The sequence below is a fragment of the Achromobacter sp. RT286_PF genome (assembly GCF_059760425.1).
The window spans coordinates 14,310-40,004 of record NZ_JCBAMR010000003.1; the positions used below are offsets into that span (position 1 = coordinate 14,310).

General features: G+C 64.2%; 20 protein-coding genes. 8 read left to right on the plus strand and 12 right to left on the minus strand.

Annotation, left to right across the window (positions count from 1 at the left end):
- The first annotated feature begins 185 nt into the window (after nucleotides 1–185).
- The 3 genes from AC6LJY_RS03685 to AC6LJY_RS03695 all read left to right on the plus strand — a co-directional run bounded on the left by AC6LJY_RS03685 (nucleotide 186) and on the right by AC6LJY_RS03695 (nucleotide 4,343).
- Complete coding sequence (locus AC6LJY_RS03685) at nucleotides 186–2,366, plus strand: malate synthase G (RefSeq protein ID WP_498135341.1); 2,181 nt, start codon at nucleotides 186–188, stop codon at nucleotides 2,364–2,366.
- Between the two features lie 184 nt (nucleotides 2,367–2,550).
- Nucleotides 2,551–3,168 (plus strand): TetR/AcrR family transcriptional regulator, encoded by a 618-nt coding sequence (locus AC6LJY_RS03690; protein ID WP_314359189.1) that lies wholly within the window; start codon nucleotides 2,551–2,553, stop codon nucleotides 3,166–3,168.
- A gap of 317 nt (nucleotides 3,169–3,485) precedes the next feature.
- Nucleotides 3,486–4,343 (plus strand): cysteine hydrolase family protein, encoded by an 858-nt coding sequence (locus AC6LJY_RS03695; RefSeq protein WP_314359191.1) that lies wholly within the window; start codon nucleotides 3,486–3,488, stop codon nucleotides 4,341–4,343.
- Nucleotides 4,344–4,484: 141 nt separating this feature from the next.
- On the opposite strand, the gene AC6LJY_RS03700 is transcribed toward AC6LJY_RS03695, so the two are convergent.
- The 5 genes from AC6LJY_RS03700 to AC6LJY_RS03720 form a co-directional block, all read right to left on the minus strand.
- Nucleotides 4,485–5,114 carry a TetR family transcriptional regulator gene (locus AC6LJY_RS03700; RefSeq protein WP_314359193.1) on the minus strand — a complete coding sequence of 210 codons (630 nt, stop codon included), beginning with the start codon at nucleotides 5,112–5,114 and terminating at the stop codon, nucleotides 4,485–4,487.
- 127 nt (nucleotides 5,115–5,241) lie between these two features.
- Nucleotides 5,242–5,553: a DUF4148 domain-containing protein gene (locus tag AC6LJY_RS03705; protein WP_046802924.1), complete on the minus strand. Its 312-nt coding sequence runs from the start codon at nucleotides 5,551–5,553 to the stop codon at nucleotides 5,242–5,244.
- Between the two features lie 98 nt (nucleotides 5,554–5,651).
- Nucleotides 5,652–5,963: a DUF4148 domain-containing protein gene (locus tag AC6LJY_RS03710; RefSeq protein ID WP_104142507.1), complete on the minus strand. Its 312-nt coding sequence runs from the start codon at nucleotides 5,961–5,963 to the stop codon at nucleotides 5,652–5,654.
- A 227-nt stretch (nucleotides 5,964–6,190) separates the two neighbouring features.
- Entirely contained in the window at nucleotides 6,191–6,931 is a 741-nt protein-coding gene (locus tag AC6LJY_RS03715) for a class I SAM-dependent methyltransferase (RefSeq protein WP_498135342.1), read from the minus strand.
- A gap of 75 nt (nucleotides 6,932–7,006) precedes the next feature.
- Nucleotides 7,007–7,984, minus strand: coding sequence for a helix-turn-helix domain-containing protein (locus AC6LJY_RS03720; protein WP_498135343.1), 978 nt, complete (start codon nucleotides 7,982–7,984; stop codon nucleotides 7,007–7,009).
- A 142-nt stretch (nucleotides 7,985–8,126) separates the two neighbouring features.
- On the opposite strand from AC6LJY_RS03720, the gene AC6LJY_RS03725 reads away from it, so the two are divergent.
- A complete protein-coding gene (locus AC6LJY_RS03725; protein WP_498135344.1) occupies nucleotides 8,127–10,346 on the plus strand; it encodes a TonB-dependent siderophore receptor in 2,220 nt (739 codons plus the stop codon).
- An 8-nt stretch (nucleotides 10,347–10,354) separates the two neighbouring features.
- Here AC6LJY_RS03725 and AC6LJY_RS03730 read toward each other — a convergent pair whose 3' ends face one another.
- Entirely contained in the window at nucleotides 10,355–11,521 is a 1,167-nt protein-coding gene (locus AC6LJY_RS03730) for an enolase C-terminal domain-like protein (RefSeq protein WP_314359203.1), read from the minus strand.
- A gap of 113 nt (nucleotides 11,522–11,634) precedes the next feature.
- On the opposite strand from AC6LJY_RS03730, the gene AC6LJY_RS03735 reads away from it, so the two are divergent.
- Nucleotides 11,635–12,537, plus strand: coding sequence for a LysR family transcriptional regulator (locus tag AC6LJY_RS03735; RefSeq protein ID WP_319307580.1), 903 nt, complete (start codon nucleotides 11,635–11,637; stop codon nucleotides 12,535–12,537).
- Nucleotides 12,538–12,591: 54 nt separating this feature from the next.
- On the opposite strand, the gene ssb is transcribed toward AC6LJY_RS03735, so the two are convergent.
- Together ssb and AC6LJY_RS03745 are read right to left on the minus strand one after the other, a co-directional pair.
- Nucleotides 12,592–13,113 (minus strand): single-stranded DNA-binding protein, encoded by a 522-nt coding sequence (gene ssb, locus AC6LJY_RS03740; protein ID WP_046802916.1) that lies wholly within the window; start codon nucleotides 13,111–13,113, stop codon nucleotides 12,592–12,594.
- A 424-nt stretch (nucleotides 13,114–13,537) separates the two neighbouring features.
- Complete coding sequence (locus tag AC6LJY_RS03745; RefSeq protein ID WP_046802915.1) at nucleotides 13,538–14,722, minus strand: MFS transporter; 1,185 nt, start codon at nucleotides 14,720–14,722, stop codon at nucleotides 13,538–13,540.
- Nucleotides 14,723–14,918: 196 nt separating this feature from the next.
- Between AC6LJY_RS03745 and uvrA the strand changes: the two genes are divergently transcribed.
- Both uvrA and AC6LJY_RS03755 read left to right on the plus strand, forming a co-directional pair.
- Nucleotides 14,919–17,774, plus strand: a complete 2,856-nt coding sequence (uvrA, locus tag AC6LJY_RS03750) for an excinuclease ABC subunit UvrA (protein WP_370638738.1) — start codon at nucleotides 14,919–14,921, stop codon at nucleotides 17,772–17,774.
- Nucleotides 17,775–17,821: 47 nt separating this feature from the next.
- The gene (locus AC6LJY_RS03755; protein ID WP_498135345.1) at nucleotides 17,822–18,484 is read left to right on the plus strand and encodes a glutathione S-transferase family protein; all 663 of its coding nucleotides are present in this window, start codon (nucleotides 17,822–17,824) and stop codon (nucleotides 18,482–18,484) included.
- Between the two features lie 71 nt (nucleotides 18,485–18,555).
- On the opposite strand, the gene AC6LJY_RS03760 is transcribed toward AC6LJY_RS03755, so the two are convergent.
- The 3 genes from AC6LJY_RS03760 to AC6LJY_RS03770 are packed head-to-tail and all read right to left on the minus strand — an operon-like array spanning nucleotide 18,556 to nucleotide 21,421.
- Nucleotides 18,556–19,683 carry a deoxyguanosinetriphosphate triphosphohydrolase gene (locus AC6LJY_RS03760; RefSeq protein ID WP_046803121.1) on the minus strand — a complete coding sequence of 376 codons (1,128 nt, stop codon included), beginning with the start codon at nucleotides 19,681–19,683 and terminating at the stop codon, nucleotides 18,556–18,558.
- Between the two features lie 23 nt (nucleotides 19,684–19,706).
- Nucleotides 19,707–20,783: a 3-dehydroquinate synthase gene (gene aroB / locus AC6LJY_RS03765; protein WP_046802912.1), complete on the minus strand. Its 1,077-nt coding sequence runs from the start codon at nucleotides 20,781–20,783 to the stop codon at nucleotides 19,707–19,709.
- Entirely contained in the window at nucleotides 20,780–21,421 is a 642-nt protein-coding gene (locus tag AC6LJY_RS03770; protein WP_046802911.1) for a shikimate kinase, read from the minus strand. The genes aroB and AC6LJY_RS03770 overlap by 4 nt, the downstream gene beginning before the upstream one ends.
- Before the next feature lie 114 nt (nucleotides 21,422–21,535).
- On the opposite strand from AC6LJY_RS03770, the gene AC6LJY_RS03775 reads away from it, so the two are divergent.
- Complete coding sequence (locus tag AC6LJY_RS03775; RefSeq protein WP_498135346.1) at nucleotides 21,536–23,983, plus strand: penicillin-binding protein 1A; 2,448 nt, start codon at nucleotides 21,536–21,538, stop codon at nucleotides 23,981–23,983.
- Nucleotides 23,984–24,041: 58 nt separating this feature from the next.
- On the opposite strand, the gene AC6LJY_RS03780 is transcribed toward AC6LJY_RS03775, so the two are convergent.
- Complete coding sequence (locus AC6LJY_RS03780; RefSeq protein WP_498135347.1) at nucleotides 24,042–25,694, minus strand: ABC transporter ATP-binding protein; 1,653 nt, start codon at nucleotides 25,692–25,694, stop codon at nucleotides 24,042–24,044.
- Between the last annotated feature and the right edge of the window lies 1 nt (nucleotide 25,695).

The window sequence follows — 25,695 nt, forward strand, 5'->3', positions numbered from 1 at the left end:
GCCACACCTCTGTAAGGTGCTGATATAAAAACATAAAAATCGCCTGCCTGTCTTACGGCGACTAAATAAACTGGTATGACCAGTTGGTTTTCGGGTAGACATGGGCGCGGGTGCGAACGATGATGTCAGGACAGATTCGCCCGGCGCCCGGCGCCGGCCAGCCCTTCTTACCGCTAGAGACCCGCATGACTCAACGCACCCAGCAACACGGCCTGCAAGTGGCGGCCAATCTCACCCAATTCATCGAACAGGAAGCCCTGCCCGGCACCGGCCTGGATGCAGACAGCTTCTGGCAGGGTTTTGCGGCGCTGGTACATGACCTGGCGCCCAAGAACCGCGCCCTGCTGGCCGAACGCGACCGTCTGCAAGCCGAGCTGGACGCCTGGCACCGCGCCAACCCCGGCCCCATCGCCGACCCGGCCGCCTACCGCAAGTTTCTGGAAGGCATCGGCTACCTGCTGCCCCAACCGGCAAGCGTGCAAGCCACCACCGACAACGTCGATACCGAAATCTCGCAGCAGGCCGGTCCGCAGCTGGTCGTGCCGATGTCCAACTCGCGCTATGCATTGAATGCCGCCAACGCACGCTGGGGCAGCCTGTACGACGCGCTTTACGGCACCGACGCCATCCCCGCCACGCCCGGCGATACGGGCAAGGGCTACAACCCCGAGCGCGGCGCCGCGGTCATTGCGCGCGCACGCAGCTTTCTGGACACGGCCGCCCCGCTGGCCAATGGCTCGCACGCCGATGCGCAAAGCTACACCGTTGAAGGCGACCAACTGCGCGTCAACCTGGCCAAGGGCGTGGTCACCGGGCTGAAATTCGGCTCGCAATTCGCCGGCTACCAAGGCGACGCGTCAGCCCCCACGGCCATCTTGCTCAAGAACAACGGCCTGCACTTTGAAATCCAGATCGATCGCGCCAACGCCATCGGCAGCACCGACGCCGCCGGCGTGAAAGACGTGCTGGTCGAAGCCGCGCTGACCACCATCATGGACTGCGAAGACTCGGTTGCCGCCGTCGATGCCGACGACAAGGTGCACATCTATCGCAACTGGTTGGGCCTGATGAAGGGCGACCTGACCGAAGCCGTCACCAAGGCCGGCAAAACCTTCACGCGCAAGCTGAACGCCGACCGCCAGTACACGCGTCCGGATGGCAGCGCGCTGACCTTGCACGGCCGCTCGTTGATGTTCGTGCGCAACGTGGGCCACCTGATGACCAACCCGGCCATTCTTGACCGCGACGGCCAGGAGATCCCCGAAGGTATTCTGGACGCCGTCGTCACCAGCCTGGCCGCGCTGCACGACCGCACCGCCAAGCTGAATTCGCGCACCGGGTCCGTCTACATCGTGAAGCCCAAGATGCATGGCCCGGCCGAAGCGGCCTTCGCCAGCGAATTGTTCGACCGCGTCGAAGACCTGATCAAGGTGCCGCGCAACACCCTGAAAATGGGGATCATGGATGAAGAACGCCGCACCAGCATCAACCTGAAAGCGTGCATCGGCGCCGCCGCATCGCGCGTGGCGTTCATCAACACGGGCTTTCTGGACCGCACCGGCGACGAGATGCACTCCAGCATGGAAGCGGGCCCGATGCTGCGCAAGGGCGACATGAAGTCCACCGCCTGGATCACCGCCTACGAACGCAACAACGTGCTGGTGGGCCTGGACACGGGCCTGCGCGGGCGCGCCCAGATCGGCAAGGGCATGTGGGCCATGCCCGACCTGATGGCCGCCATGCTGGAACAGAAAATTGCCCACCCGAAGGCCGGCGCCAACACCGCCTGGGTCCCCTCGCCCACGGCCGCCACGCTGCACGCGCTGCACTATCACCAGATCGACGTGCAAGCGGTGCAGAAGGAACTGGAACGCACCAAGCTGGACAGCGTGCGCGACGACTTGCTGGGCGGGCTGTTGAGCGTGCCGGTGGGCGATCCGTCCAAGTGGTCCGCCGCCGACATCCAGCAGGAGCTGGACAACAACGTGCAGGGCATCCTGGGATACGTCGTGCGCTGGATCGACCAGGGCGTGGGCTGCTCGAAGGTGCCCGACATCCATAACGTCGGCCTGATGGAAGACCGCGCCACGCTGCGCATTTCCAGCCAGCACATCGCCAATTGGCTGCGCCACGGCGTGACCAACAAGGAACAGGTCACGGAAACCTTCAAGCGCATGGCCAAGGTCGTTGATGGCCAGAACGCCGGCGACCCGCTCTACCAGCCGATGGCCGGCAATTTCGACACGTCGCTGGCCTTCAAGGCGGCCTGCGCATTGGTGTTCGAAGGCTTGACGCAGCCCAACGGCTACACCGAACCGTTGCTGCACAAGTACCGTCTGCAATTTAAGGCTGCCGCGCAGGCCTGACCGCCAATCGCGCGGATCATTGCACACCAAACCGGGCAGCTTGAGCTGTCCGGTTTTTTTTGCTCTGCATCAGGCTCGCGCCAGCGCATGTGGACTGCCGACCGGCGGCTGGCGACTCGCGACTCGCAACTGCCCGCAAGAAAATAGCCGGCCAATTTCGCACGACCGTGCTAAATTCCGCTTCATGACTGCCAAAACGGAAAAAAGCGAGCTGACCTTCGCGGCCATTGTGGACGCGGCCTTGGCCATGGCCGCCACCCAGGGCATGGAAAGCCTGTCGCTGGGCCAGGTCGCCAAGCGGCTGGGCATCAGCAAAAGCGGTGTGTTTTCCCGCGTGGGGTCGCTGGAAGCCTTGCAGCAGGCCGTGCTGGACGAATATGACCGCCGCTTTGTGGCGGCCGTTTTCACCCCTGCCATGGCGTACCCGCGCGGGCTGCCCCGCTTGACCGCGTTGGTATCGCTGTGGGTGGAACGCGCCAGCAACGTTGAAATGGCCACGGGCTGCGTCTACGTGGCCGGCGCGTTCGAATACGACGATGTGGAATCGCCGCTGCGCGCCTTGCTGGAAAACAACCTACGTCGATGGCGCGCCGCCATGGTCCGCACGGTGCGCCAGGCGCTGGACGCCGGCCATCTCCGGCCGGATACCGACCCCGAACAACTCGTCTTCGAGGTGTACAGCCTGATGATCGGGCTGATGCATGACGCGCGTTTCCTGCGCGATCCGCAAGCGCCCGCGCGCGTGCGGGCGGCCTATGACAGGCTGATATCAACGTACCGCAGCTTCACGGTTTTGCAATGACGGATGGCGTGACAGGCGTGCAAACACGCCTGTGGCTCGATCCGGATTGATTTGACGCAGGCGGCATCGTCCGCCCCCTTGCCGGCCGGTGCCGGCGTTTTCATCGCTCAATTTCGCACGGCCGTGCGAAATATGGACAGGAGCTTGTCATGTGGATACTGATCGCGCTGGCCGTCTTGGCCGTCATCGCCTGCCTCTGGCGGCAATGGACGGCGCTGCTGCGTCAATTGCCCGACCGCGCCGAACATCTGGTCCTGTTCTAGTGAACAACGGCGATCCCGGTCTATATTCCGGTTTAGTCCCAATCGAATTTCGCCATGCCCCGTTCCGTCCATCTACTGATCGTCGATCCGCAGAACGACTTCTGCGATTTGCCCGAGCCCTACCTGCCGCGCGACCCGCTGACCGGCCAAGCCACGCGGCCCGCGCTGCCCGTGCCCGGCGCGCATGCCGACATGCAGCGGCTGGCAAGTTTCATTGACGCCACCGCCTCCGCACTGACCTCGATCACCGTAACGCTGGACTCCCACCATCGCGTCGACATCGCGCATCCCACGTTCTGGCACACCGGCAAGGGCGAGCCCGTCGCCCCCTACACGCCGATAAGCGCCGCGCAGTTGCGCGCCGGCCAGTTCGTGCCGCGCCATGCCGACGACCTGCCCCGAACCGCCACCTACCTGGACGAACTGGAAGCACGCGGCCGCTACACGCTGATGGTGTGGCCCGTGCATTGCGAGATCGGCACCTGGGGGCACAACGTGCATCCCGACGTGCGCGCCGCGTACAACCGCTGGGAAGACGCCGGCCAATTCATCGTGCGCAAGGTGCCCAAAGGCACCAACCCGTGGACCGAGCACTACAGCGCCTTGATGGCCGAAGTGCCGGACCCCGACGATCCGCGCAGCCAGTTGAACCGCGCGCTGCTGGGATCGCTGGATCGCTCAGACCTGATTCTGGTCGCGGGCGAGGCCGGCAGCCATTGCGTGCGCGCCACCGTCGAACATCTGGCCGAGCACCTGCCCGGCGGCAACCTGTCCCGCATCGTCCTGCTGACCGATTGCATGAGCCCCGTGGCCGGATTCGCCGACGCACAAACCGCGTTCTTGCAACGCATGCGAGACCTGGGCATGCAAGAACGCACCAGCGTGGACATGGCGCGCGCGTTGCAACACTGAGCGCGCAATGACAACGGCCGCCTGCAAATGCCGGGCGGCCGTGATGGTAAATCGGATTCACTGCTCACTGCTGGCTGCTCAATGCGGAGCGCTGACCGGCGCGAAAATCCGCGCCGTCGCGATTTTTACGTCTGGCCGCAGTTACACAGTGGGTGCGGATTCGGATGCGGCTGCGGCTGCAGCGGGCTTGGCTGCCTTGTCGCACTCCACATACAACGCACGGATGGCCTCGCACAATGCGGGCGGCTGCTGGAATAGCCGCGACACCAGCAGGCAACCTTGGACGGTGGCAAACACCGCGCGGCCGGCCGCATCGGCGGTACCCGAGAACTTCAGCGTCCCCTGCGCCGCGCCTTCAGCCAGCACACGCGCCAGCCACGCTTCGTGGGCACGGAAAAATCCCTGCAACGCGCCACGCACACGGTCGGACAGGCTCATGATGTCGGCGGCCAACATGCCGCCCAAACACAGTTCGCCCGAGCCGCAAGCCCGCGATTCCATCATCGACAGGTATTGCTCCAGCTGCGCCTGGGCGGGCTGCGCGGTATCAATGGCACGGACGGCGCCCAGCGCGCGCGCGCTGTAGGCCTCGACTGCTTCATACAGCAGGTCGTCCTTGCCAGGAAAGTAGTAGTGGATGCTGGACGTCTTCACGCCCACATGCTCCGCCAGATCGCGGTAGCTGAAACCATTGCATCCGCGCGTGCGGATGAGCTTCTCGGCGTGCGCCAGCAGCAGGTCTCGGGTGGTGTTGGGGGTCGGGGTGTCCATGGCTGAATATTACCTACTAATAGGTCGGTCCGTCATTGGTGGCCGCCCTAGGGTGTGGGCCTTGGCCCGTGCGAACCCCGGCCGGGAAACATCCCGCCCCCCGGGGTTCGCATGTGCCGGCATCGGCTTAGCCTTGCACGGGCGGGTAGTCCAGTTCGCCGCTTTCGGTCAGGCCTTGAGCGCGGGCAGCGGCCAATTCTTGCTTGACCTGTTCGCGGCTCTTGTCGGCGCCAACCGACGCGAATGACGTGGCGGCGTAGCCTTCTTCGCCCGACACCAGCTGCCCATTCGCGCGGGCGGCGGCCAACTCTTGCTGCACTTGGGCACGCGTCACGGTACTGGCGGTGTTCAGTTCGGGCGGGTAGTCCAGTTCGCCGGCTTGAGCGGCGGCACCGATGAACGAGGCGGACAAAATCAGGGCGGATACGAGGGTCTTCATGGTGAATCTCCAGTAGAAAGGGATGCTGCGTGATGCGGATCAGGGGTATGTCGCGTTTGCGAAGCTATCTATGACTAGATAGGCAGACACTTAAAAAATTAGCCTTGAACGGGCGGGTAATCCAGTTCTCCGCTTTCGGTCAGGCCTTGAGCACGGGCAGCGGCCAGTTCTTGCTTGACCTGGGCGCGGGTCTTGTCGGCGCCAACGGAGGCAAACGCGGTCGCGGCGTAACCTTCTTCACCGGACACCAGCTCGCCATTTGCGCGGGCGGCGGCCAGTTCTTGCTGCACTTGGGCACGCGTCACGGTGCTGGCGGTGTTCAGTTCGGGCGGGTAGTCCAGTTCGCCGGCTTGAGCAGCGGCACCGATGAACGAGGCGGACAAAATCAGGGCGGATACGAGCGTCTTCATGGTTGATCTCCAGATGAATAAACGAGGCTTGCGTTGATTCGATTAAGCTACGGTTTTTGGTTTAGCTATCTACTTGTAGGTAGACAACCAGGGAAATAAAAAAGCGGTCCTACTGTATTTCTGGCTTCGGCGTCAGCGGCGTTTTGTGTGTGCTGCGTCGATGGATGAATCTTACCTACTACTAGATAGACAACGCAAGCGGGTTTTGTGAAACCAAATATTTCGGCCTATCGGGTCGCCGCCACCAGCACCATCATCGGCCGATCCCTCTCTTCGGCAAGCGCGGGCTGGGCGGCCAGTTGTTCCTGGGTAGGCGCCCACTCTTGCACGTGCGCGATGGTGAACCCGGTCTGGATCAGCAAGTTCAGATAAGCGCCCAGCGTACGGTGCTGCTTGATGACGCCCTTGGCCAACCAGTCCGTGGTGCGCGGCCCTTGAACGGCGTACTGGTTCAGCGGCCACATGCGCCGGCCCGAGCCGTCCTGCACGAAGGCGGGGCTGGCGGGCGCCGTGTAGATCGGGTGTTCCGCCGAGAACACGAAATGCCCGCCCGGCACCAACGCTTGATGGACGGTGGCAAAAAGCTCAGCCAGCCGCTCGATGTAGTGCAGCGTCAACGAGCTGTAGGCCAGGTCGTAAGCCGCCGCCGGCAATTGCAGTTGCTCCAGGTCGGCGCGCTGATACACGATGCCGCCGGCGGCTGCCGAGGCAGGCGTGCCACCACGAGCCCGGTCCAGCATGTTTTGCGACACGTCCAGACCCAGTATCTCGCTGGCGCCCTGCGCCTGCGCCCATCGGCAGAACCAGCCGAAGCCGCAACCCAGGTCCACGACGCGGCGGCCCTGCAACGGTGGAATCAGCGCGCGCAACGCCGGCCATTCGGGCGCGCCGTCCAGGCCGTGCACCGACCGCGCCATCTGGCTGTAAGCCTCGAAAAACTCGGCAGTGTCATAGATGTTTTGCGTCATGGTGGTGTGCCCCTTGCGATGCGCCAGCGCCGGCCCGAACCGGGCTCGGCAAGACTTGGCCGGCGTTGCTGCACCTTACCAGGACCGTGGCGACGCGCCATAGCGCGCCTTGAAGACCTTGCTGAAATGGCTAAGGCTGGAAAAGCCGACCTCGCCCGCCGCCTGCGTCACGCTCATGCCTGCTTGCAGCAGATCCGATGCGCGTGCCAGCCGCATTTCACTTAAATACGCATGCACCGATCTGCCCACGCATTCACGCATCAACTGCTGAAGCCGCTTTTCAGACAGGCCCACTTCTCGGGCAAGGCGCCCCGGCGGCCAATGCTCGGCGCAGCGATCGCGCAATAGCTCGCACGCGCGGTGCACGCGTTGATGTTCGTGCGCCAAGGGGCCCGACAGCGCGTCGGGCAACGACAGCAATTGCACAAAGGCCGACAGCATTTCCAGCGATTTGGCGCAATACCAAAGCCGCCGCGCTTCCGGCGCGGGTGGGGCCTCGCCGGTCAGGCTGCCCGCCAGCGTCAGCAAGCTGGTCGGGGCATCCAGCGATGCCACCAGGGACCCTTGCGCCGGCACGCTGACGTCGCGGTGAAACCGCTTGCGCAGCAGCGCAACGGGCATCGAACCACTTGCCCGCGTCAGCGCGTCGGGCGTGTAGCGCACGTCTATCATCCGCACGCGGCGATGGGCCGGCAGGTGGGTTGCCCAGCCGACGGCGTGTTCGTGGTTGAACAAAAGCGCCGCGCCACCGGCCACCTTCAGGGGCTCGCCGCCTTCCACCGCCAGCACAGCCTCGCCTTCCAGCCAGACCTGCATGCCGAACACCGGCGCGCTCGGCGCGGGAATCGTCAGGGTCCGACGTGGCGATCCGTCCAGCACCACCAGGCTGACGCCGTCGTCCACCCTCAGCACGCGCTCGATCACGTCTTCCCAATCATCCGTGGCCGGTACGGTCGGCAGCGTGCCGCGCCACCACTCGTGCCGCTTGGGCGGTGCGGTGCTGGGCTCGGGCAGAGACAGAATGGGCAAGGGCGCGGCGGCGCTGGCGGGCATGGGAAAGGGGCGCAAAAACGGGGCAGCAGCAAAACCGTCAAACGGCGCCGAAAAAACGTCAGACAGCAAAAGCGGGATCTGGAATCATGCCGACGCACAGAAATGATTCTTGTTAATTATAAATTGATCCAGGGGTAACACCGTGTCCTTTTCAGTCAAGCCGCTGCCGCTGGCGTTGCTGGCCGCCCTTGCGGCGTCCGCATCCGCCTCTGCCATCGCGCAAACCACCCAGCCCGCCCAAGCCACCGGTAACGGCGTCACCACCCTGGCGCCGGTTGTGGTGCAAGGGGTGCGCGACGCGTCGCCGACCTCCGGCGCGGACTATGTGGCCACGCGCAGCCGCTCGGGCACCAAGTCAGATGCCGAACTGATCAACACGCCCCAGACGATCAACGTCATTACCCGCGAAGAAATGGACGAACGCGGCGTCACCTCGGTCGCGCAAGCCGTGCGCTACACCCCCGGCGTCTTCGCCCAATACGGCGACAACGACGTGCGCTATGACTGGCTGACCGTGCGGGGCTTCACGCCGTCGCGCTATCTGGACGGACTGCTGCTGCCCTTCGGCGCGCGCGGCTATTCGCAACCGCGCATCGACACCTACGGCCTGGAACGCATCGAAATCCTGAAAGGCCCGTCGTCCGGACTATATGGGCAAAGCGCGCCGGGCGGCCTGGTCAACATGACCAGCAAGCGCCCCACCGCCGAACCCATCAATGAAGTGGTGTTGCAGGCAGGCAGCTTCAACCGCTATCAAGGCGCGTTCGATTTCTCGGGCCCCGCCGACGAAGAAGGCAAGTTTCTGTACCGCTTGACGGGCACGCTGCGCGACAGCGACACGCAATACCAGCACGTAGACGATGAACGCCAGTTCATCGCGCCCAGCTTCACGTGGCGCCCGTCATCCGACACCAGCTTGAACGTCAGCGCGCAGTACCAGAAGATCACCAGCCACGGCGGCGGCGGCGCCCCCGTGCTGCCCGTCATCGGCACGCTGGAAAAAAGCGCCACGGCGGGCTACATCCCGCGCGACCGCTTTGTGGGCGAGCCCGGCTACGACATCTTCACCAACGAACAAACCATGGTCGGCTACACGCTGGACCACCGGCTGAACGACACGTGGAGCCTGCGCCAAAGCGCCCGCTACACCAATGTCGACACCAACACGCGGCGCGTGCAGATCGGCGCCATGGTGTCGGACACGCAGGCCATCCGCTACGCCTGGGCGTTTCCGGAAACGTCGCATACCTTCCAGATCGACAACCAGTTGAATGCCAAATTCAACGCCGGTCCCACGCGCCATGACATCACCTTCGGCCTGGACTACCTGCGCGAAAAATCCCGCTATAACGAAAGCAGCCTGGGCCTGATGCTGCCCCCGGCCTCGCCGCTGTTCAACGTGTTCGACCCGGACTACGGCACGTCCGTGACGCGCCCGCCCACGGCCACCAAAATCAACATGACGCGCAGCCAGTTGGGCCTGTACGCGCAAGACCAGATCGAACTGGACCGCCTGCGCTTCACCTTCGCCGGCCGTTACGACTGGACCGAAGGCACCACCGACAACGGCGTCGCGCGTAGCGGCGGCCAATGGGGCTGGACGTCGCGCAGCGCCGATGCCGACCGCTTCACTGGCCGCGCCGGCGTGACCTACCGCTTTGACAACGGCATCGCGCCGTACTTCAGCTATTCCACGTCGTTCCAGCCGATGACCGGCATCACGCGCGACGGCTCGCCGCTCAAGCCCACCACGGGTGAGCAATACGAGGCCGGCGTGAAATACCAGCCCGAGGGCTACGACAGCTTTGTCACGCTGTCGGCCTTCCAGATCACGCAGAAAAACGTCAGTACGCCCGACCCGGTCAACACCAGCTTTGTGGTGCAGACGGGCGAAGCGCAGGTGCAGGGCATCGAGCTGGAAGGCAAGGCCAGCTTCGACAACGGGCTGGACCTGACGATGTCGTATGCACTGAGCGATAGCGAAGTCACCAAGACCAACGTCGCCGCCCAGCGCGGCAACCAGATGATTTTCGTGCCGCGCCATCAAGCCGCGCTGTGGGCCGACTACACCCTGCGCGAAGGTCCGCTGCAAGGCGTGGGCGTGGGCGCGGGCGTCACATACCGTGGCGGCTTCTACGGCGACTTGAACAACCGCTACGCCCTGCCCGCCGTCACCCTGGTGGACGCCGCTATCCGCTACGACCTTGGCCGCGTCAGCCCCACCCTGGCCGGCGCACAAGTCGCGCTGAACGTGTCCAACCTGTTCGACAAGCGCTACGTCGCCAACTGCCTGGGCACGGCCGTCAGTTGCTACTGGGGCGCCGAACGCACGGTGATGGCGACGTTGCGGTATCGCTGGTAGGTCGGGCCCTACGCCGACAATTGCCGCATGACGGCGATCAGGTCCGACTTGCCTTCGAACCCGATGCCGGGAAGTTCCGGCATCGTGACGTAGCCGCCGTCGACTTTCACGCCATCGGGAAAGCCGCCAAACGGCTGGAACAGGTCCGGGTAGCTTTCATTGCCGCCCAGGCCCAAGCCCGCAGCAATGTTCAACGACATCTGGTGGCCGCCGTGCGGAATGCAGCGGCTGGCCGACCAGCCGTGCTGGCGCAGCATGTCCAGCGTGCGCAGATACTCCACCAGCCCGTAGCTCAGCGCGCAATCGAATTGCAGCCAATCACGGTCCGGGCGCATGCCGCCGTATCGGATCAGGTTGCGCGCGTCCTGCATGGAAAACAGGTTTTCGCCCGTCGCCATCGGGTTGTTGTAGTAGTTGCGCAAGGTGGCCTGCAACTCGTAATCCAGCGGGTCGCCCGCCTCTTCGTACCAGAACAGGTCGTACTGCGACAGCGCCTTGGCATACTGAATGGCCGTATCCAGATCGAAGCGGCCGTTGGCGTCCACCGCCAGCTTCTGCCCGTCTTGCAGCACGCTCAAGATGGAATCGATGCGGCGCAGGTCCTCGTCCAGCGACGCGCCGCCAATCTTCTTCTTCACCACCGTGTAGCCACGATCGATGTAGCTGCGCATTTCATCCTTGAGCTTGCCGTGGTCCTGGCCCGGGTAGTAATACCCACCGGCCGCGTAGACAAACACGCGGCGGTCGGCTTGCCCGTTGCCGTAGCGATCCGCCAGCAACTGGAACAGCGGCTTGCCTTCGATCTTTGCGACCGCATCCCACACCGCCATGTCGATGGTGCCAATGGCCACCGAGCGCTCGCCATGGCCGCCCGGCTTTTCGTTCGTGAACATCGCGTCCCAGATCTTGTGCGGGTCCAGATTCTTGCCCGTCGCGTCCACGAGCGATTCTGGGTCGGCTTCCATCACCCGCGGAATAAAGCGCTCGCGCATCAGCTTGCCCTGGCCGTATCGGCCATTCGAATTGAAGCCGTAGCCCACCACCGGCTTGCCGTCACGGATCACGTCGGTGATCACGGCGACCAGGCTCAGCGTCATCTTGCTGAAATCGATATAGGCGTTGCGGATGGGCGAGCTGATGGGCAGCGTCTGTTCGCGGATCTCGACGATTCTCATGAGGTGTCTCCTGATGCGCCGGCTGTGGCGGCGTAGGTAAGTTCAGAACCCCTAGCGTAGAGGCGAATACCCGCACTAAGATTCACCCATATTCATTTGATTATTAACTTTCAGTGAAAACCGACATCGCGTCCGAATTGGAGTTCTTCATCCATCTGGCCCGGCTGGGCAGCCTTTCGGCGGCCGCGCGCGAACTCGACCTGACGCCACCCGCCGCCACCAAGCGCCTGGCGCTGATGGAACGGCGCTTGGGCGTGCGGCTGGTCAACCGCAGCACCCGCAACCTCAGCCTGACTCCCGAGGGCGAAACCTACCTGTCGCACGCGTCAAAGATCCTTGAAGACCTGCGCGCGATGGAAGACGCGGTTTCCAGCAGCGGCGGCACACCACGCGGCCCGCTAAAAGTGAACGCCACCTTGGGATTCGGCCGCACCACCATCGCCCCGCTGGTCTCGGACTTTGCCAAGCGCTATCCCGACGTGCAGGTACAGCTGGACGTGACGGACCGGCCGGTGGACCTGGTGGAAGGCGGATTCGACCTGGCGATCCGTTTCGGCGAACTGCCCGACAGACGCCTCAGCGCCCGGCGCGTCATGTCCAACGGCCGCTTCCTGTGCGCGTCCCCGCGCTATCTGGACAAGCACGGCACCCCCACCACGCTGGCCGATCTGGCCTCGCACCGCTGCATCCTGCATACGCAAAACGACGAAGCACACGGCGTCTGGCGATTCACCCGCGAAGGCGAAAGCGTGGCAATCAAGGTGGATGGGGCGCTGTCCAGTAATGACGGGGATATCGTGCTGGGCTGGGCACTGGACGGCCATGGCATATTGATCCGCTCGGAATGGGATCTGGCCAAGTATTTAAAAAGCGGACGGCTGCGAGTGGTATTACCCGACTACACGCTGCCGTCCGCCGACCTCTTTGTGTATTATCCGCAACGCAGAAATCAAACCGCACGGGCCAGGGCGTTTATTGATTATCTGGTGGAAGTGTTTCAAGCGCCGAACAAATAAAAAGCCCCCGCTTTTGCGAGGGCTCTTTCATAGCTGCGTAGCCGTTCGGAAAAATCAGAACGGAATATCGTCGTCCATATCCGCCAGGTTTGCACCGCTGCTCGCCGGAGCCGCAGCAGGCGCCGGGCGCTGTTGCGGCGCCGGGCGTTGCGCCGGGGCGCGTTGTTGTTGCGGGCGCGACGGGGCGTCGTCGTAGCCGCCGCCACCACCATAGCTGGCGCCGCCGCCACCGCCGTCTTCGCGGCCGCCCAGCATTTGCATCTGGTCAGCCACCACTTCGGTGCTGTAGCGATCAGCGCCGGTGTCCTTGTCTTGCCACTTGCGCGTCTTCAGACGGCCTTCGATGTAGACCGAGCGGCCTTTCTTCAGGTATTCGCCGGCGATTTCAGCCAGGCGGTTGTACATGACGACGCGGTGCCATTCGGTTTCTTCGCGGCGTTCGCCGGAAGCCTTGTCCTTCCAGGTGGAGGTCGTGGCGATGGACATGTTGCAGATTGCAGCCCCTTCCGGGCTATAGCGGACTTCCGGGTCGCGACCCAGATTGCCCACGAGAATGACTTTGTTAACCGATGCCATGCCGATGTCCCTCAGTTGTTGACAGCCTGCGCCTGTGCGTCGCCGCGAGCGCGCCGGCAACAACATAAAAAGCGATGTTGAAGACCGGCTTCATGAAACACGCCGGTCATCATGACAATGACCGGCGACGCCTGGGATCCTGACGACCCCCACTTCCGTGAAGCCCTAAATTGGTACGTATTATCGACGAAAAGCCCCCGCCACGCCAAACGCGATTCGTGACAAAGCGATCCACCCCGGGAATCGATTTAGGGGCTGTTGGGCGCCATAGGCAGCGCGATCAGCGACGGTTGGGGTGTAGTCGGGGACGCATCCCCGGCCCGGTAGCCGGCCCGGTAGCCAGCCCTGTAGCCAGCCCAATCGCCAGCCTTGACCACCCGCCCTCGATCACCGCCCTTGCGGCCTTGATCCCGCCTTGGCGGTCTTACGCCAGCGGCCGCAGCGCCCAGGTCACCGCGAGCCACACCGCCGACAGAATCGCCGCGCCGACGAACACCGCGCTGGCGCCTGAATGGGCCGCCAGCCAGCCTCCCAGCGCACCGCCAGTAAACAGCCCGGCCGCTTGCGCCGTGTTGTAGAAGCCAAGCGCCAGCCCCTTGTACGCCTGCGGCGCCACGCGCGACACCAGCGAAGGCTGCAAGGCCTCCAGCACGTTGAAGGCGACAAAGAAACCGGTCAGCGCCACAGCCAGCGTGTAAAAACCGTGGCTGGCGGCCGGCAGCAGCGCGCACACCAGCACCAGGCCCGCCACGGCGGCGCGCAAGGCGCCCCGGTGGGCACGACGCTTTTCCGCGACGAACACCACGGGCACCATCAGCACGAACGACACCAGGATGACAGGCAGATAGACCTTCCACAGCTCGCGCGCGTCCAGCCCGCCGACTTTGGCCAGCAAGGCCGGCACCACCACGAACAGCGACACCTGAATCAGATGCAGCACGAACACACCAAAGTTCAGGCGTAGCAAGTCACGGTGGGTCAGCACTTCACGCGGCCGGGCGGCCTGCATGGTGCGGGCTTGGGTGCGCGGCACCACCGGCACCACAAAGCGCGCCACGCCCAGGCAGATCACGCCCAGGCAGGCGATGGTCCAGAACAAGCCCGACAGGCCCCACCAGCCCACCAACACGGGCGACAAGACCAGCGACACCGCGAAAGACAGTCCGATCGACCCGCCCACCATGGCCATGGCCCGGGTGCGGACTTCGTCGCGGGTGGCGTCGGCCAGCCAGGCGGTGACGGCGGCCGAGATCGCGCCCGCGCCCTGGATGGCGCGGCCGATGGTGATCCAGTACACGTCGGTCGCCTGCGCGCAGACGATGCTGCCCACCACGAACAGCAGCAGTCCGAACAGCACAACGGGGCGCCGCCCCCAGCGGTCGGAAGCCAGGCCGAACGGGATCTGCATGAATGCCTGGGTCAGGCCATACATGCCCAGCGCCAGGCCGACGCGCGCGGGGTCGTCGCCGCCGGGCAGGCCGGCAGCCGCGACGGCGAACACCGGCAGCAACAGGAACAGCCCCAACATCCGGGCGGCGAACAGGCCGGCCAACGCGACGCTGGCGCGACGTTCGGAGGGGGTCAATTTCAGCTTGATGTCTGCCGGCATGCGAAAAATTCAACAATGACAAGGGCGGTGCGCGCGCGTGGATGTCACACGCTCACAGTCTGATCTGGCGGTGCGGCGCCGAACGCCGTTCAGTCCAACTTGTCGGACTGCCTTGAACGCGGGAGGTTTCGGCGCGCTATAGTAACAAGTTGGCCTTTGAAACCGCTTAAAAGAGCCTGATGGACACCCGATCGACGTGACAATACGCATACGGGGTGCACGCACCCACAACCTCAAGAACGTTTCGCTGGACCTGCCGCGCCACAAACTGGTGGTCGTCACCGGCTTGTCCGGCTCCGGCAAGTCTTCGCTGGCGTTCGATACGCTGTACGCGGAGGGCCAACGACGTTATGTGGAAAGCCTGTCAGCGTATGCCCGCCAATTTCTCCAGCTGATGGACAAGCCGGACGTCGACCTGATCGAAGGGTTGTCGCCGGCCATCTCTATTGAGCAAAAGGCCGCGGGCCACAACCCGCGTTCCACCGTCGGCACCATTACCGAAATCCACGACTACCTGCGCCTGCTGTATGCGCGGGTCGGCACGCCCTACTGCCCCGATCACGGCCTGCCGCTACAGGCGCAATCCGTCAGCCAGATGGTCGACGCGGTGCTGGGCTGGACGCCCGAAACGCGCCTGGCCGTGCTGGCGCCCATTGCGCGCGGCAAAAAAGGCAGCTTCGAGGACGAATGCGCCAGCTTGCAGGCGCAAGGCTATGTGCGGCTGCGCGTGGACGGCCAACTGATGGAAATCGACGGCATGGCGCCGTTGAAGAAAACCGAAAAGCACGACATCGACGTCGTCATCGACCGGCTGCGCATCAAGCCGGAAAGCAAGCAGCGCCTGGCGGAAAGCTTCGAAACCGCGCTGCAACTGGCGGATGGGCGCGCGCTGGCGCTGGACATGGACAGCGAACACGAGCAGGTGTTCTCCAGCCGCTACGCCTGCCCGGTGTGCAGCCACAGCCTGCCCGAACTGGAACCGCGCCTGTTCAGCTTCAACAACCCGATGGGCGCCTGCCCCAGCTGTGACGGCATCGGCCAGGTGGGCTTTTTCGACCCCAAGCGGGTCGTGGCCTTTCCTGAACTGAGCCTTGCCGCCGGCGCCATCCGGGGCTGGGACCGCCGCAACGCCTTCACGCATTCGCTGCTGAGCAGCCTGGCGGCGCATTACGAATTCGATATTGAAGCCCCGTTTGAAGACCTGCCCGAAGCCCTGCGCGACAAGGTGTTGTACGGATCGGGCGAAGAAGAAATTTCGTTCCTCTACTTGAACGAGAAAGGCCGCAGCACCGTCAAGCGCCACACATTCGAAGGCGTCATCCCGAACCTGGAACGCCGCTGGCGCGAAACGGATTCCGCGACCGTGCGGGAAGAACTGGGCAAGTACCGCAACATCAAGACCTGCCCGGACTGCGCCGGCTCGCGCTTGCGCCCCGAAGCCCGCAACGTGCTGATCGGCCACGATCCGCGCGGCGGCGAGCGCCACGGCCAGGCCATTTATGAAGTCGAGGCCATGCCGCTGTCCAGCTGCCTGGCCTGGTTCCGTGACCTGAGCCTGACGGGTGCCAAGCAGGAAATCGCGCAGCGCATCGTGCGTGAAATCGAGGCGCGGCTCAGTTTCCTGAACAACGTGGGCTTGAACTATCTGTCGCTGGACCGCAGCGCCGACACCATCTCGGGCGGCGAGGCCCAGCGCATACGCCTGGCCAGCCAGATCGGTTCCGGTTTGACCGGCGTCATGTACGTGCTGGACGAGCCATCCATCGGCCTGCACCAACGCGATAACGACCGCCTGATCGGCACCCTGCAACACCTGCGAGACCTGGGCAACAGCGTCATCGTCGTCGAGCACGACGAAGACATGATCCGCATGGCGGACTGGGTGGTCGACATGGGTCCGGGCGCGGGCGAGCACGGCGGCGAAGTCGTGTCGCAGGGTGATCCTGAAACGGTGCAGCGCGATCCGAACTCGCTGACCGGCCAGTACCTGAGCGGCGCACGCGAGATCGCAATTCCACCGCGCCGTCCGGTCAACGACGAACTGCCGTGGCTGACCTTGACCGGCGCCAGCGGCAACAACCTCAAAGACGTAGAACTGCGCGTGCCGGCCGGCCGGCTTGTCTGCGTCACGGGCGTGTCCGGTTCCGGCAAGTCCACACTGATCAACGACACGTTAGCGGTTGCCGTATCGCGCCAGCTGCATCACGCGCAAAGCGAACCCGCCCCCTACGTGTCGATGCAGGGCCTGGAAAATTTCGACAAGATCATCAGCGTCGACCAAAGCCCCATCGGCCGCACGCCGCGCAGCAACCCGGCAACCTACACCGGACTGTTCACCCCGATCCGCGAGCTCTTTGCCGGCGTGCCGGAAGCGCGTACGCGTGGCTATGACCCGGGCCGGTTCAGTTTCAACGTCAAGGGTGGCCGCTGCGAAGCGTGCCAGGGCGACGGCGTGGTCAAGGTTGAAATGCACTTTCTGCCCGACATGTACGTGCCTTGCGACGTGTGCCACGGCAAGCGCTACAACCGCGAAACGCTGGAAATCCGCTACCGGGGCCGCAACATCAGCGAAGTGCTGGACCTGACGGTCGAGCAGGCGCTGGAATATTTCGAATCCGTGCCCGCGATCTCACGCAAGCTGCATACGCTGATCGATGTCGGCCTGTCTTACATTCGCCTGGGTCAAAGCGCCACCACCTTGTCGGGCGGCGAAGCGCAACGCGTGAAGTTGTCGTTGGAGCTGTCGCGCCGCAGCACCGGGCGCACGCTGTACATCCTGGACGAACCCACCACCGGCCTGCATTTCCGCGATATCGAACTGCTGTTGCAAGTGCTGAACCAGCTGGTCGACAGCGGCAATACCGTGCTGATCATCGAGCACAACCTGGACGTCATCAAAACGGCGGACTGGCTGATCGACATGGGCCCGGAAGGCGGCGACGGCGGCGGCTATGTCGTGGCACAAGGCACGCCCGAGGTTGTTGCCAACACAAAGGCCAGCCACACCGGGCAATACCTGGGCAAGCTGCTGCGCCGCAACGCAGGCCGGTAAATCGACGGGCACCCAATCGACGCGCACCTTAAGGCAGAAACCGCACCATGTACACCCTGATCATCGGCAACAAGAATTACTCATCGTGGTCCTTGCGGCCCTGGCTGGCGCTGCGTGCGACGGGCATCGCATTTAGCGAGCAAAAGCTCGGGTTCTTCACGGAAGCGTTCACGCGGCAAGTGGCCGCGGTGTCGCCCGCCGGGCTGGTCCCGGTGCTGCTGGACGGCGACTTCGCCGTATGGGATTCGCTGGCCATCTGCGAATACGTGGCTGAACAGCACCCCGACGCGGCCCTGTGGCCCAAGGACGCAAAGGCGCGCGCGCGGGCGCGGTCGATTGTGGCGCAAATGCACAGCGGCTTTACGGCGCTGCGCAACACGATGCCCATGAATATCGAAGCGCATCTGCCGGACATCGACGTGCCCGAGGCCGCACAGCAAGACATCGAACGCGTGCAAGCCATCTGGCGCGACACGCGCGCGAAGTTTGGCCAGGGCGGCCCGTTCCTGTTCGGTGAATTTTCGATTGCCGACGCGTTCTATGCACCGGTGGTGTCGCGCTTTACCACCTACAACGTGGCCGCGACGGGCGCCGTGCGCGACTACATGGACGTGGTGATTGCGCTGCCCGCCATGCAGGAATGGATGCGCGACGCGCATGCGGAAGCGACGTTCGTGCCGGAAGACGAGCCGTACCGCACGCATCGCTGAACGGGCACAACTGACGGGCACAACGGGGCGCGCACCACGGCCCGGCAGCCCGTCAACGCCAGCGGCACCGCTTAGCCCATTTCGAACAGCCGCTTATGCTCGCGAATGGCGTAGCGGTCGGTCATGCCCGCGATGTAATCCGAAATGGCGCGGGCCTGTTCATTGAATGCCTCACGCCGGTAGTCGGGCGGCAATAGCCGCGGATCATCCAGGAACGCCGCGAACATCTCGCGCACAATGCGGCGCGCCTTCGCGGTCATGCGCAGCACCTGGTAATGCCGGTACAAGTTGTCGAACAAGAACTTCTTCAGTGCGTCGGCCTCGCGCCGGATTTCGTCCGAGAAACCGGCCAAAGGCGGTGCGCGGCGCACATCGTCAACGCTGGTCGGGGCCGCGTCACGAATGCGAGCCAGCGATGTTTGCGTCAGGTCGACTATCAAGGTGTTGATCATGCGGCGAATCGTCTCGGCCACCGCGCGGCGTGGCGCCAGGCCGGGATAGCGGTCCAGCACCTGGGCATGGTGGCGTTCGAAGATCGACACGTCTTGCAGCTGTTCCAGCGTGATCAAGCCTGAGCGCAGGCCGTCGTCAATATCGTGGTTGTTGTAGGCCACTTCGTCGGCCAGGTTGGCCAGCTGCGCTTCCAGGGACGGCTGCGTGCGGTTCAGGAAACGCTCGCCCACATCGCCCAGCTGGCGGGCATGCGCGGCCGAGCAATGCTTGAGGATGCCTTCGCGCGTTTCAAAGCAAAGGTTCAGCCCGTTGAAATCCGCGTAGCGTTCTTCAAGCTCGTCCACCACGCGCAGGCTTTGCAGGTTGTGCTCGAAGCCGCCGGCCTCGGGCGCCAGCTCGCGCATGCAGGCATTCAGTTCGTCCTGGCCGGCGTGGCCGAAGGGCGTGTGGCCAAGATCGTGCGCCAGCGAAATGGCTTCGGTCAGGTCTTCGGACAACCCCAGGCTGCGAGCCAGTGTGCGCGCAATCTGCGCCACTTCCAGGCTGTGCGTCAGACGCGTGCGGAACAGATCGCCTTCATGGTTGACGAACACTTGCGTCTTGTATTCCAACCGGCGAAAGGCGCCGGAATGGACGATGCGGTCGCGGTCACGCTGAAACTCGGTCCGGTTTTCGGGCGGTGGTTCGGCATAGGCCCGACCGCGCGATTGGGACGGGTCGGATGCGTAGGAAGCCAGCTCTTTCATCTGCAACACCGTCTCCATCGCGGTTACTGGGTGGTTCGGGACAAGACGGCGCGCACCGCCTCATCCGGGGCCGCGCGCATCAGCGCTTGGCCTATGCGCGGCATGAGCACATAGCGAATCGAGCCGCCTTCGGTTTTCTTGTCGACCTGCATCAGGTCCAGCCAGCGGTCGGCGCCCAGGTCGGGCGCCACCACGGGGCAGCCGATAGCCGCCACCAGCGCGCGCACGCGTTCCACGTCGGCTCGCTGGAAACCGGCCACATCGGCCGACAACTCAGCCGCCTGCACCATGCCGCAACCGACGGCCTCGCCGTGCAGCCAGGCGCCGTAGCCCAGCCCCGATTCAATGGCGTGGCCAAAGGTGTGGCCCAGGTTCAGGATGGCGCGCAGGCCGGATTCGCGTTCATCCTTGCCGACTACCTGCGCCTTCAGTTCGCAAGAGCGGCGAATGGCGTAGGCGACGGCCTGCGGATCCAGCGCGCGCAGTTTTTGCACGTTGTCTTCGCACCAGGTCCAGAAGTCCGGGTCCAGGATCAGGCCGTACTTGATGACTTCGGCCAAGCCGGCGGACACTTCGCGCGCGGGCAAGGTGTTCAGCACGTTGGTGTCGATTTCGACGGCCACCGGCTGATAGAACGCGCCGATCATGTTCTTGCCCAGCGGATGGTTCACGGCGGTCTTGCCGCCTACCGACGAATCCACCTGGGCCAGCAGCGTCGTGGGCACTTGCACGAAGCGCACGCCGCGCATGTAGACGGCGGCGGCGAACCCCGTCATGTCGCCGATGACGCCGCCGCCCAGCGCCACCAGCACGCAGCGGCGGTCCAGGCGATGCGTCAGCAAGGCGTCAAAAATCAGGTTCAGCGACTGCCAGTCTTTATAGGCCTCGCCATCCGGCAGTTCAATGCGCAGCACACGCTTGCCCGTGCGGGCCAGCGCGGCCTCGGCACGCTCGCCGTACAGGGCGGCCACCGTGGGGTTGGTCACGACCGCAATCGCGGTGGCGTCGGCGGGAATGCACTGGTCCAGGGCATCAAGGCGGCCTGGGCCGATGTGGATCGGATAGCTTCCGCCCGGGGTGTCGACGTCAACAACGTTCATATGCGCTTCTCGAAGGCTTGTAATTGCGGCAGCAGCGCCTTGACCAGCGTGTGGATGGGCATGGCCCCGGTTTCCACGACCAGGTCGGCGACTTCTTTATAGAGGGGTTCCCGCAGGGTCATCAGATCCCGCAGGGTGCCGCGCGGGTCGGCGGTGGCCAGCAACGGGCGGTTGCGGTCGCGGCAGGTACGGCGGAACAATTCGTCCACGCTGGCCCGTAAATAGATGACGATTCCGCGCTCGCGCAGGCGTTGGCGGTTTTCACTTGCCAGGATGGCGCCGCCACCGGTAGCAAGAATAATGTTGCGCCGTTGGGTACACTCCTCCAAGGCGGCGGACTCTCGGCGACGAAAACCGGCTTCGCCCTCGATTTCGAAGATAACCGGCACCCGAACGCCGCAACGCGCCTCGAGCTCATGATCCAGATCCATAAACTCGCGCCCCAGCGCACGCGCCAGGCTTCGGCCTATGGTGGTCTTGCCCGCGCCCATCATTCCCACCAGGAACACGGGCAGGTCATGCGGCAATGGCACGGTCTTGCCTGTGCACTCGATGGCGCAAGGCACGTGGTCAGGCCCCTGGTCGGAGGGCGCTGGGTCCGGGTCAGCCTCCGGACATGAGTGGGCGGAAAAGTTCATGTCGGCATTATCACATCTGCCGCCAGTTGCCCGCGCACCACACAGAACAATCTTGTTACAGAAACCGAGCCCTCGCGCTGAGATGGGACCGGAGATACCCGTAAAATCGCCGCGATGAGCAAGCCCCAGAATTCCTCCAAGAAAGACAAGCCCGCCAAGAGCGGCTCCCCGATCCTGCGATTCTTCGTAAAAACCGGCATCCTCTTTGCCGGCCTGTTCCTGTGCGGCGTATTGCTGGCCGGAATGGCGCTGGCGCTGGCCTGGCCGAACCTGCCCGACCTGAACGCCATGACGGACTACCGCCCGCGGGTGCCGCTGCGCGTGTACACGGCCGACCGCGTGCTGATCGGGGAATTTGGCGAAGAACGCCGCAACGTGCTGCGTTTCAATGAAATCCCCGACGTCATGAAGTCGGCGGTGCTGGCGGCCGAAGACGACCGCTTCTACCAGCACGGCGGTATCGACTGGACGGGCGTGGTGCGGGCGGGCCTGACCAACCTGATCAACATGTCCAAGACGCAGGGCGCCAGCACGATCACGATGCAGGTGGCGCGTAACTTCTACCTGTCGTCGGAAAAGACCTATTCGCGCAAGTTCTACGAACTGCTGCTGACGTTCAAGATTGAGTCCGAGCTGACCAAGGACCAGATCCTTGAGCTCTATATGAACCAGATCTACCTGGGTCACCGCGCCTACGGTTTCGCCGCCGCGTCGCGCACGTACTTCGGCAAGCCCTTGTCCGAAGTGACCCCCGCCGAAGCCGCCATGCTGGCCGGCATCCCGAAGGCGCCTTCGCGCTTCAACCCGATTTCGAACCGCCCCCGCGCCGAACTGCGCCAGCGTTACGTGCTGGGCCGGATGCAGTCGCTGGGCTACCTGACCGAGCCGGAATACAAGCAGGCGATGGCGCAGCCCATCATCATGAAGTCGGCGGAAGGCACGCCGGCGGGCGGCTATTCGATTCACGGCGAATACGTGGCGGAATTGGCACGCCAGCTGCTCTACAACGTCTACCAGGACAACGTCTATTCGCGCGGCATCAACATCTACACAACCGTGCAGTCCAAGGACCAGGAAGCCGCGTATCGCGCCGTGCGCGAAGGCGTGCTGGAATACACGCGTCGCGCGCCCTACCCCGGCCCCGAAGAGCAACTGGACCTGCCCCCGGGCACCGAAAACAATCCGGCCGCGCTGGATGAATTCCTGGACGGCGTGTTCGACAAATTCAGCGACAGCGGCGACCTGCTGACCGCCCTGGTGTTGTCGGCCAGCCCCACCGAAGTGAAGCTGGCGCGCAGCTCGCGCGAGATCATCACCGTCACCGACAAGAAGGTGCTGGGCGTCGTCGCCCGCGCGCTCAATGACAAGGCCAAGCCCGAACAGCGCATCAAGCGCGGCTCGGTGGTCTACATCCGCAAGTTCGGCGACAACTGGGAAATCATCAACCTGCCGTCGGTGCAGGCCGCCTTCGTCGCCTTGTCGCCGCAAGATGGCGCCATCCGCGCGATGGTCGGCGGTTTCGATTTCTATCGCGGCAATTTCAACCGCGTAACGCAAGCGTGGCGCCAGCCGGGCTCGAACATCAAGCCGTTCATCTACGCGGCCTCCCTGGAGCGCGGCCTGACGCCCGCCACGCAGATTTCCGACCAGCCGTTCGAACTGACGGCGGCGCAAACCGGCTCGAAGGCCTGGAATCCCAAGAACTACGGCAATCAGTACGAGCCCATGCTGACCTTGCGCCAGGGCCTGTACAAGTCCAAGAACATGGTGTCGATCCGCATCCTGCAAGCCATTGGCCCGCAGTACGCACAGGACTACCTGACCCGCTTCGGCTTCGACAAGGCGCGCCAACCGGCCGTGCTGCCGCTGGCGCTGGGTGCAGGCAGTGTCACGCCGCTGCAACTGGCCGGCGCGTTCTCGGTATTCGCCAACGGCGGCTACCGCGTCACGCCCTACCTGATCGACCGCGTCACCGATAGCAGCGGCAAGGTCATCATGCAGTCCAAGCCCGTAGTGGCCGGCGACGCGGCGGCCCGCGCCATCGACCCGCGCACCGCCTGGGTCATGGACGACATCCTGCGCGGCGTGGCCACCTACGGCACGGCCGCGCGCGCCCGCGCACTGCTCAAGCGCAACGACATCGCCGGCAAGACCGGCACCACCAACGAATCCGTGGACGCCTGGTTCTCGGGCTACACGCCGAACCTGGTGGCAACGGCGTGGCTGGGCTTTGACCAGCCCAAATCGCTGGGCTCGCGCGAGACCGGTGGCGGCGTCGCCATGCCGATCTGGGTCGACTACATGCAAGACGTGCTCAAGGGCGTGCCGGAAGAAAAGCCGCGCCCCCGCCCCGATGGCCTGATCGTGGAAAACGGCGAGTTCTACTTCTCTGAATTCCCGCCCGGACAGGCCGTGGCCCGTCTGGGGTTGGCCGAAGCCGACACCCTGGGCGAGTTCCTGAACGGCCTGGGCGGCAGCAGCAGCCCGGATACCAGGATCAAGGTGGCGCCGGGCGTGGGAACGCAAAACGCGGCTCCGTGGTCGCAGAAGATCCCGTTCTGACGAACAAAGGCCGGCCTGGATAGGCCGGCCTTTCAGTTTTTGGGTAGGCCCCGGCGGCTCACTGCAACGCCGCTTGCGCCGGCCTGAACCGCTTGAAATCCCAATGCCGACCCGGCGCGGCATCCAGCAGCTGGCGCGTGTAACCATCCTGCGGTCGAGTCAGCACCGCAGCCGCCTCCCCCGCCTCGACGATCTGCCCCGACTTCATCACAACGATCGAATTGCATATCTGCGCCGCCACGCGCAGGTCGTGTGTGATGAACAGCACCGCGGTGTCAGTGCGGGCACGTATGTCTTCGATCAGTTCCAGCACCTGTGCTTGCACCGACACATCCAGCGCCGATACCGCCTCGTCGGCGATCAGGATGTCGGGCCGCAGCGCCAACGCGCGCGCAATGCAGATGCGCTGGCGCTGCCCGCCCGAGAACTGATGCGGATAGCGCTCCATGGTGTCCGCGCCCAGCCCGACAATATCCAGCAGTTCGATCGCCCTCGCTTGCGCCTCATCTTGCGGCACACCGAAGTTGCGCATGCCCTCGATGATGGAATCGCCCACGCGAATGCGCGCATTCAGCGACCGGTACGGGTCCTGGAACACCACCTGGATGCGCTTGCGCACAGGATGGAATTGCCGTTTGCTGGCCGTGGCGATCTCGGTGCCGTCCAGACGCACGCTGCCGGAACTGGGATCGATCAAGCGAGCGATGCAGCGCGCCAGCGTGGACTTGCGGGACCCCGACTCGCCCACGATGCCGACGATCTCTTTCTTGCGCAGCGTGAAGCTGACGTCGCGCACAGCGTGCACCGCGCGCTTTGCCTTGAAGAAGCCGCGCTCGTTGTAGGTTTTTTGCAAACCGTTGACCACCAGCACAGGTTCGCCTTCGGGCGCCTGCCGAGCGGACGGCGCAAGGCCCGGCACCGATGACACTAACATGCGCGTATAAGCCTCTTTCGGACGCGCCAGCACCTCGTCGCGCGTCCCCACCTCGACCAGCTTTCCGCGGTTCATTACCGCAATACGATCCGCAATTTCCGCCACCACGCCAAAGTCGTGCGTGATGAACAGCACCGCGGTGTTGTGCGACTTCTGCAGTTCCAGTATCAACGCCAGGATCTGCTTCTGGGTGGTCACGTCCAGCGCGGTGGTGGGCTCGTCGGCGATCAGCAGCTTGGGGTTCAGGATCAGCGCCATGCAGATGACGATGCGCTGGCGCTGTCCGCCGGAAAGCTGATGTGGATAGGACTGGTAGATGCGTTCCACCTCCGGCAAGCGCACCGATTCCAGCATGTCCAGGATCTTGCGCTTGCGCGAGGCCGCGTCCATCGCGCTATGGGTGCGCAGTACCTCGTCGATCTGCCAGCCAACCGTGCGCACCGGATTGAGCGCCGTCATGGGCTCCTGGAAGACCATGGACATGCGGGTGGCGCGCAGCTCGCGCAGGCGCTCCGGCGTGCACGCCAGCACGTCTTCGCCGTCAAGCAGGATGCGGCCCGCGCTGGGTCGCAGCGCATCCGGCGCCAACAGGCCCATTACCGAAAACGACGTGACGGACTTGCCCGATCCGGACTCTCCGACCACACACAGTGTTTCGCCGGCGTGTATGTCGAAGCTGATGCCTTCGACCACGTGGCGCGGCTCATCCGCCGGCGTGCCGACGAGCGTCACCGACAGATTCTGCACTTGCAGCACGGGCATTGTGGAATTGTTCATG